At 36.4% G+C, this 7262-nt stretch carries 10 protein-coding genes; 8 read left to right on the plus strand and 2 right to left on the minus strand.

The genetic code is table 11. The annotated features are described in order from the left end of the window. The first annotated feature begins 10 nt into the window (after nt 1-10). The 6 genes from truA (at nt 11) to V7S50_RS32000 (ending at nt 4342) form a co-directional block, all read left to right on the plus strand. Nucleotides 11-754 (plus strand): tRNA pseudouridine(38-40) synthase TruA, encoded by a 744-nt coding sequence (truA, locus tag V7S50_RS31975; RefSeq protein ID WP_309259595.1) that lies wholly within the window; start codon nt 11-13, stop codon nt 752-754. Nucleotides 755-906: 152 nt separating this feature from the next. Then, nucleotides 907-1344 carry a 50S ribosomal protein L13 gene (rplM, locus tag V7S50_RS31980; protein ID WP_001260793.1) on the plus strand — a complete coding sequence of 146 codons (438 nt, stop codon included), beginning with the start codon at nt 907-909 and terminating at the stop codon, nt 1342-1344. Nucleotides 1345-1365: 21 nt separating this feature from the next. Beyond that, the gene (rpsI, locus tag V7S50_RS31985) at nt 1366-1758 is read left to right on the plus strand and encodes a 30S ribosomal protein S9 (protein ID WP_000079986.1); all 393 of its coding nucleotides are present in this window, start codon (nt 1366-1368) and stop codon (nt 1756-1758) included. 162 nt (nt 1759-1920) lie between these two features. Then, nucleotides 1921-2349: a YbaK family protein gene (locus V7S50_RS31990; RefSeq protein WP_001101006.1), complete on the plus strand. Its 429-nt coding sequence runs from the start codon at nt 1921-1923 to the stop codon at nt 2347-2349. Between the two features lie 66 nt (nt 2350-2415). Beyond that, a complete protein-coding gene (cwlD, locus tag V7S50_RS31995; RefSeq protein WP_060629217.1) occupies nt 2416-3129 on the plus strand; it encodes an N-acetylmuramoyl-L-alanine amidase CwlD in 714 nt (237 codons plus the stop codon). Nucleotides 3130-3274: 145 nt separating this feature from the next. Further along, entirely contained in the window at nt 3275-4342 is a 1068-nt protein-coding gene (locus tag V7S50_RS32000; RefSeq protein WP_016089666.1) for an Mrp/NBP35 family ATP-binding protein, read from the plus strand. Nucleotides 4343-4398: 56 nt separating this feature from the next. Here the strand turns inward: V7S50_RS32000 and gerD are convergent, their stop codons facing one another. Further along, on the minus strand, nt 4399-5016 hold the full coding sequence (gerD, locus tag V7S50_RS32005) for a spore germination protein GerD (protein ID WP_048562644.1): 618 nt from the start codon (nt 5014-5016) through the stop codon (nt 4399-4401). A gap of 139 nt (nt 5017-5155) precedes the next feature. Here gerD and kbaA point away from each other — a divergent pair, with 139 nt between their 5' ends. Further along, a complete protein-coding gene (gene kbaA / locus V7S50_RS32010; protein WP_242256471.1) occupies nt 5156-5767 on the plus strand; it encodes a KinB signaling pathway activation protein KbaA in 612 nt (203 codons plus the stop codon). 117 nt (nt 5768-5884) lie between these two features. Here the strand turns inward: kbaA and pdaB are convergent, their stop codons facing one another. Beyond that, nucleotides 5885-6649, minus strand: a complete 765-nt coding sequence (gene pdaB / locus V7S50_RS32015; RefSeq protein WP_063222360.1) for a polysaccharide deacetylase family sporulation protein PdaB — start codon at nt 6647-6649, stop codon at nt 5885-5887. Nucleotides 6650-6819: 170 nt separating this feature from the next. Between pdaB and V7S50_RS32020 the strand changes: the two genes are divergently transcribed. After that, the gene (locus V7S50_RS32020; protein WP_016089662.1) at nt 6820-7038 is read left to right on the plus strand and encodes a hypothetical protein; all 219 of its coding nucleotides are present in this window, start codon (nt 6820-6822) and stop codon (nt 7036-7038) included. The last annotated feature ends 224 nt before the right edge of the window (nt 7039-7262 follow it).

The raw sequence follows: 7262 nt of genomic DNA on the forward strand, positions 1-7262 counted from the left end.
GAATAGAGAAATGGATAGAATAAAATGTACGGTTGCATATGATGGCCTGCATTTTTGTGGTTATCAAATTCAGCCGCAGCATCGTACTGTTCAACAAGAGATAGAGAAAGCTTTGCAGAAATTGCATAAAGGAGAACTTGTTCGTGTTCAGGCATCGGGCAGGACGGATTCTACCGTTCATGCTAAAGGACAAGTCATACATTTTGATACACCGTTGTCTCTTGAAGAGTGGCAATGGAGTAATGCATTAAACACAATGCTGCCAGATGATATTGTTATCAGACAGGTAGAGAAAAAAACAGAAGAATTTCATGCGCGTTACGGTGTCGAGAGAAAAGAATATCGTTACCGTGTATTATTATCAAAGACTGCGGATGTATTCCGTAGAAATTACGTATATCAATATCCATATCCGCTCGAAATCAATTCTATAAGAAAAGCGATTCCTTATTTTATCGGAACGCATGATTTCACTTCTTTTTGTTCGGCAAAAACTGACAAAAAAGATAAAGTGCGAACAATTTATGAAATTGAGTTAATTGAGCAAGACGATGAATTAATTTTTCGTTTTGTAGGGAATGGATTTTTATATAATATGGTCAGAATTATTGTTGGTACGTTGCTTAGCGTAGGGCAGGGAAAGCTTGATCCTGATAGCATTCCAGAGATTTTGGCGAAACAAAATCGTCAGTTTGCTGGAAAGATGGCTCCAGGTCATGGGCTTTACTTATGGCAGGTAAACTATAACAACTAATCCTGGTGTAACATTTGCTTGACATTAGAAACTCAAAAGTATATCATAACATATGGTATTGTTTCTAAAACCACGATTAGCCCCGGAAGGAAATCGTGTTTAAGATAAACAATAGATTTTTTCTATGGAAAAGATAACGAGGAGGGAAACACATGCGTACGACTTTTATGGCAAAAGCTAACGAAGTTGAGCGTAAATGGTATGTGGTTGATGCTGAAGGTCAAACTTTAGGTCGCCTTGCTAGTGAAGTAGCATCCATTTTACGTGGTAAAAACAAACCTACATTTACACCACACGTTGACACGGGTGATCATGTAATTATTATTAACGCTGAGAAAATTCATTTAACAGGTAATAAATTAAACGATAAAATTTACTACCGTCACACTAACCACCCAGGTGGACTTAAACAAAGAACAGCTCTAGAAATGCGTACAAACTACCCTGTACAAATGTTAGAGCTTGCAATTAAAGGCATGCTTCCAAAAGGACGCTTAGGCCGTCAAGTTTCTAAGAAACTAAACGTGTATGCTGGAGCAGAGCATCCACACCAAGCACAAAAACCAGAAGTTTACGAACTTCGCGGATAATCAATTAAAGGAGGGCTTACTTTGGCACAGGTTCAATACTATGGCACTGGACGTCGTAAGAGTTCAGTAGCGCGCGTACGCCTAGTTCCAGGCGAAGGACGCGTTATCATTAACGGTCGTGATTTTGAAAACTATATCCCATTTGCTGCATTACGTGAAGTAGTGAAACAACCTCTAGTTGCAACAGAAACTTTAGGTAACTACGATGTACTTGTAAACGTAAATGGTGGTGGATACACTGGTCAAGCTGGTGCTATTCGTCACGGTATTTCTCGCGCTTTATTAAAAGCTGATCCAGAATACCGTCTAACACTAAAACGTGCAGGTCTATTAACTCGTGACGCACGTATGAAAGAGCGTAAAAAATACGGTCTTAAAGGCGCACGTCGTGCACCTCAGTTCTCAAAACGTTAATTTTTGCGAACTACAAACCCCAACCATTTTGGTTGGGGTTTTTTTATGTTTCATTCCTCTTTTGTGATTTTTGTAGTTTGGAATATTTTAGTGCTATCCTCTCGCGTATGCTTCTTCTTTAGAAGTTTAGACTAATACGTATTAGGGAGGTTTATAAGTACTATGAATGTCATTGTCAGCTTACAAGAAAAACAAAAAGAAAAGCAGTTGAAATATGAACGGAAGATGCTGCGAGAATTATCATTAAAAACATTACGTTCAAATATTAGGGATGCCTTTCAGATGCAGGAACTTCATCGTCAGTATGAAGATTATTGTATTGAATTAGGGATAGAGTCGTATTTATTAGGAGCGAGATACAGTAAGTTTGGTTATTATGGTGAATCATTCTTTGATGTGAAATATAGAGCCTTAGAAGAAGAGCAACAATTAACAGAAACACTATTTCAATTTTTAACTAGCATGACTATGAGGGAAATTAAGTTACAAGATGAGGAATTGCTTTTTGAATCTTGCCAGCAGTTTATCGGCTTATGGTGGCAGGAGGGGTATGAAAAAGGTGAAAGAAGATATCGTTTAAAGCTTCATTAAGACAAGCATAAACTTTCCTCTTGTCCCATATAAGTAATTAGAGGGACTAGCTGGAGGAGGAAAGGTATGAAGAGAATTCGAATTATCTCTTTTGCACTCGCTGCGGTTGTTTTGTTTTTTTTAGTCAAACAAGAGTTTCAAATTACAAAATCGTGGCGAGCTTGGAATTTACCCTTATCAGGGAAAGTAATTGTATTAGATGCTGGGCATGGTGGGCCAGACGGAGGGGCTGTTGGTGGAAAGGATATTGTAGAAAAGGATATTACGCTTGAGATTACAAAGAAGGTACAAGATTATTTACAAGAGCAAGGTGCACTAGTCATTTTAACGCGTGATGGAGATTATGATTTAGCTCAGAAAGATACAAAATCATATAGTAGACGTAAAGCAGAGGATTTAAAAAAGCGTGTAGAGATTATTAATAAACCTGATGTAGACTTTTTTGCGAGTATTCATTTAAACGCTTTAACTAGTAGTGGATCGAAAGGCGCACAAACGTTCTATTACCGTTCTTCGATTGAAAATGAACGTGCTGCGAAATTTATACAAGCTGAATTGAGAACGAGTTTAGAGAATACAAATCGTTCTGCTAAAACAATTTCTCATGTGTATTTATTAAAGTATGCGAAAACACCAGGCGCTTTAATTGAAGCTGGATTTTTATCGAATGTAAATGAAAGGTATATGTTAAATTCGGAGAAATATCAGCAAAAGGTAGCGGCTGCAGTATATCGTGGTATATTACGTTATTTCACGGAAAAAGGAAATCCTCCAGAATAAGGAGGATTTTTTTGAGTTTATCTCGTTAACGAAGTTTTCCGAAAATATGTTATACTGGAAATGTAAACGCATTTATTTCAAAAATAAAGAGAGAGACATTTAATTTAACATTACGTTATTTTTCATACAGGGGGCTGGGCTAATTATGGTAACGAAAGAGCAAGTAGTGGAAGCGTTAGAAGGGATTGTAGATCCGTTTTTACATAAAACGTTAAAAGAAACAGGTGCAATTAAAGAGGTAACAGTCAAGCCTGAGAAGGAACATGTAAGTGTTAAAATTGCAATTGTAAAAACCGGTACTGCGGAACAAATGCAGTTGCAATCTGGAATTGTAAAATTAGTAAAAGAACTAGGGGCAGCAACAGTAGGGCTTCGCTTTGCAGAATTTACAGAAGAGGAATTAGCTCAGTTTGCACCGGAACAGGAAGAAGAGCAAAATGAATCTTTATTGTCGCCAAATTCAAAAACGACATTTTTAGCAGTAGCGAGTGGAAAAGGTGGAGTCGGAAAATCAACAGTTTCTGTTAACCTTGCCATTGCTTTAGCTCGTCTAGGGAAAAAGGTTGGTATAATTGATGCCGATATTTATGGTTTTAGCGTACCGGATATGATGGGGATAGAAAAACGTCCTGTTGTAAGAGGAGATAAAATAATTCCAGTGGAGCGTCTAGGTGTAAAGGTAATCTCGATGGGATTCTTTGTAGAAGATAATGCACCGGTTATTTGGAGAGGGCCTATGCTTGGGAAAATGTTAAATCATTTCTTTACAGAAGTGGAGTGGGGCGATTTAGACTATTTAGTTTTAGATTTACCACCGGGTACAGGTGATGTTGCGCTAGATTTACATTCAATGTTGCCGGCTTGTAAAGAGATTATTGTAACAACGCCGCATCCAACAGCGGCATTTGTAGCAGCGCGTGCTGGAGCTATGGCTTTACGTACAGAACATAGTATTCTTGGTGTTGTTGAAAATATGGCTTATTTCGAAAGTAAAACAACCGGTGAAAAAGAATATGTGTTCGGAAGAGGTGGAGGAGATAAATTAGCTACAGAACTTCAAACAGAAGTACTTGGCAGAATCCCGCTTCAACAACCCGATTGGAATAAAGAAGACTTTGCACCGTCAGTATATGAAGATACACATACGACAGGTCTTATTTATCGCACGATAGCTGAGACAGTAATTGATAAAACAGCTGTTGCACAAAAATAAAATAATAATGAGTGGGCGATACATATATTGTCCACTCATTATTATCGTTATTATTTTTACTGCTGTTCCTTTTTACCGTCTTGGGAACCACCCTCGCCGCCTGCTTCTTTCTTATCAGATCCACTTTTTTCGGCTTTTTGTACACCTTTACTAATAATATCAATCATCTTAGCTTGGAAGAGTGGGCTTTCAGCAGTTTCTGTTAGTACTTGTTGTAAATATTGACGGTATTCTTTGCTCTTCATTGTTTGTAACATCATTTTTTCTACTTCAGGGTTTTTCATAATTTCTATAACGCCTGCTTGGTATTCTGGGTCTTTTAGTAATGTTTTCATTAAGGTTGTTTGTTCTTTCCCCATACTTTTAGCAAATTTTGATGAGAACTCAGGGTCTTTAAAGAGCTTTTCCCAGAATTGTTGCCCTTTGTCGGATACCATTGCATCTTCAATCGTTTTCTTTACTACTGTTTCATCTAGTATGAGTGCTTGTTTCATTTTTTCATCAGTTAACACATCTTGAATGGCTTTCTTACCTTGATCGGTTTTTAAAATATCAACAATCATTTTCTTTGTTTGATCATAATCAAGTTCGGACTTTGCTTCTTTTTCTTGTGCACATGCTACAAGTACAAGAAATAGAAAAGAAGAAGTCAAAACGAGCAGCATCCGTTTCATAAGTTGGAACTCCTTTCAGCACAGTTCTCTCTTTTTAATATAAATATCTTTAAGGAATTTATACATGAACATGGCTAGCTTTTTGAAATTGTCATTGATACAATTTAATTAGAAATATAAGGATAATGGGGGATGTGTTGTGAATAGCCGCAAGTGGGTACGACTATTTTTTACGACGTTGTTTCTTGGTGGGATTAGTACGGTCATTATTGGGTTTGTTTTGGAGTGGGACAAGTACGCTAAATTTTTTCAAAATTTCGACGGAAAGGAGATTTTAGCAGTTTCCTTTTGGTTGATGGGTGTAGGATTTATTTTTAGTGTTATAAGTCAAATGGGGTTCTTTGCCTATTTAACAATCCATCGTTTTGGGCTAGGTATGTTTCGATCATCTTCTTTATGGAATGCAGTACAGCTTTTCTTTATTGCATTTGTTTTATTTGATTTCGTGTATTTAAGATCCGTACTGATTGCAAATGGGGAAGTTTCATTAGGGAATAACATACTTGTTGCTGGAATATTATTTGTGTTCGGAGCAATTGTTGCTTATGTAAAGAGTAAAGAAACGAATAAAAAGGCATTTGTGCCTGCTTTGTTCTTTATGGTTGTTGTAACAATTCTCGAATGGGTACCAGCGCTTCGGATTAATGATACCGATTGGTTATATTTAATGGTTATACCGCTATTATTATGTAATGCATATCAGTTACTTATATTACATCGTTTAATTGGGAAAACGAGTAAGTCGGCCTAACGAAGATAGTTTTTTAGCAGAGTAGTTGTCCGAATGCAAATATCGGGATAAAAAAGCTCTACTACCTTAATGAAAGGTAGTAGAGCTTTTTATGAGTGAAGGCACGAGGGAAAAGAATTACTGTACATCTTCACTTTTTGTACTTGTGTTGGAAATAAGTTGTGATACTGATATTTGTTCATACCCATCACTCTTTAATTTTTGTAGGAGCAGTGGTAAAGCTTTATTTGTTTGAAGAGCAGAATCGGATGCGTGTAATAAGACGATATCTCCACCTTTCAAATTGTTAGAGACAGTGGAAACGATATTGTTTACACCAGGATTTTTCCAGTCGTTTGAGTTATTACTCCAATGAACGATAGTGTATCCGAGTGATTCTGCTATTTTAAGTGTTGCTTTGTTAAAGTCTCCACTAGGTGGACGTAATAGCTTGACTTGTTTCACACCGAGTTTTGTAAAAACATCTTGTGCTCGCAAAAGATCTCTTCGTATTTCATTTGTCTCTAGAGAAGTGTAGGATGTGTAATTATAACCCATACTACCGATTTCATGTCCATCTTTTATGATGCGTTCAACAACATCAGGGTGTCTTTCTGCCCATGCTGCAGAAAGGAAGAAGGTTGCATTCTTAATGTCCTTTTCTTTAAGTGTATCAAGGATTGGAATTGCTTTTTTGTCTCCCCAACTAATATCAAACGTGAATGCAACTTGTTTTTTAGAGGTGTCGCCTTTGTAAATAACTTTAGGTCCTGTAGCAGTTGAAAAAGCAGACTCATGTGAATATGTTTTCAAAAAGAGTAGCCATGCTGTAAATAAGGAAAGTATCACTATTAAGCTAATGTGTTTAAAGTTTCTTTTACTCGTAATAAAAAAGAAAAACATAATATTACGCCCCTTTGTCCAATCCTTTTCAGTTACATATATGCTGTAAATATAAAAAAGAGAACAAGGGATTAATATCGTAGGTGGTGGATATAATGAATGATAGGATTTTGATAAGTGAAAATGAGCGGAATGTTTATTGCTCTGTAAGAAATGATTGAGGTGATGAGTTGCTTGGATTTATGTTAACGAAAGAAGAGAAAAAAGAAATGGAATACATATTGAAGAGAGAGTTAGAAGAACTTTTATTTGACTTTGAAGATGAACGCATTCATGAGGTTGTAAAAAAAGCGATGGAAGAAAGATATAAAATCATTTTTTGTTTGTTTCGAAGAGTCGCCAATGCAGAGGAATGTATTCGTTATGTAAGAAAAAGAACTTTTTATTAAAAAGTATTGACGTTAATGGTTATTATATGATAAATTAATAACCGTCGCTGATGCAGAAACGCAGAAGACGAAAAAAAAGAAATTAAAAAACTTAGTTGACATCGAAAAACGAAGATGTTAACATAAGGAAGTCGCAAATGAGCGACTAAGTAGTTCTTTGAAAACTGAACGAAACAAACAACGTGAAACGTCAATTTTTATTTTTAGATGCTAGACAAACTAAC

The sequence above is a fragment of the Bacillus sp. CCNWLW194 genome (assembly GCF_037120585.1).
Lineage (GTDB): Bacteria > Bacillota > Bacilli > Bacillales > Bacillaceae_G > Bacillus_A > Bacillus_A basilensis.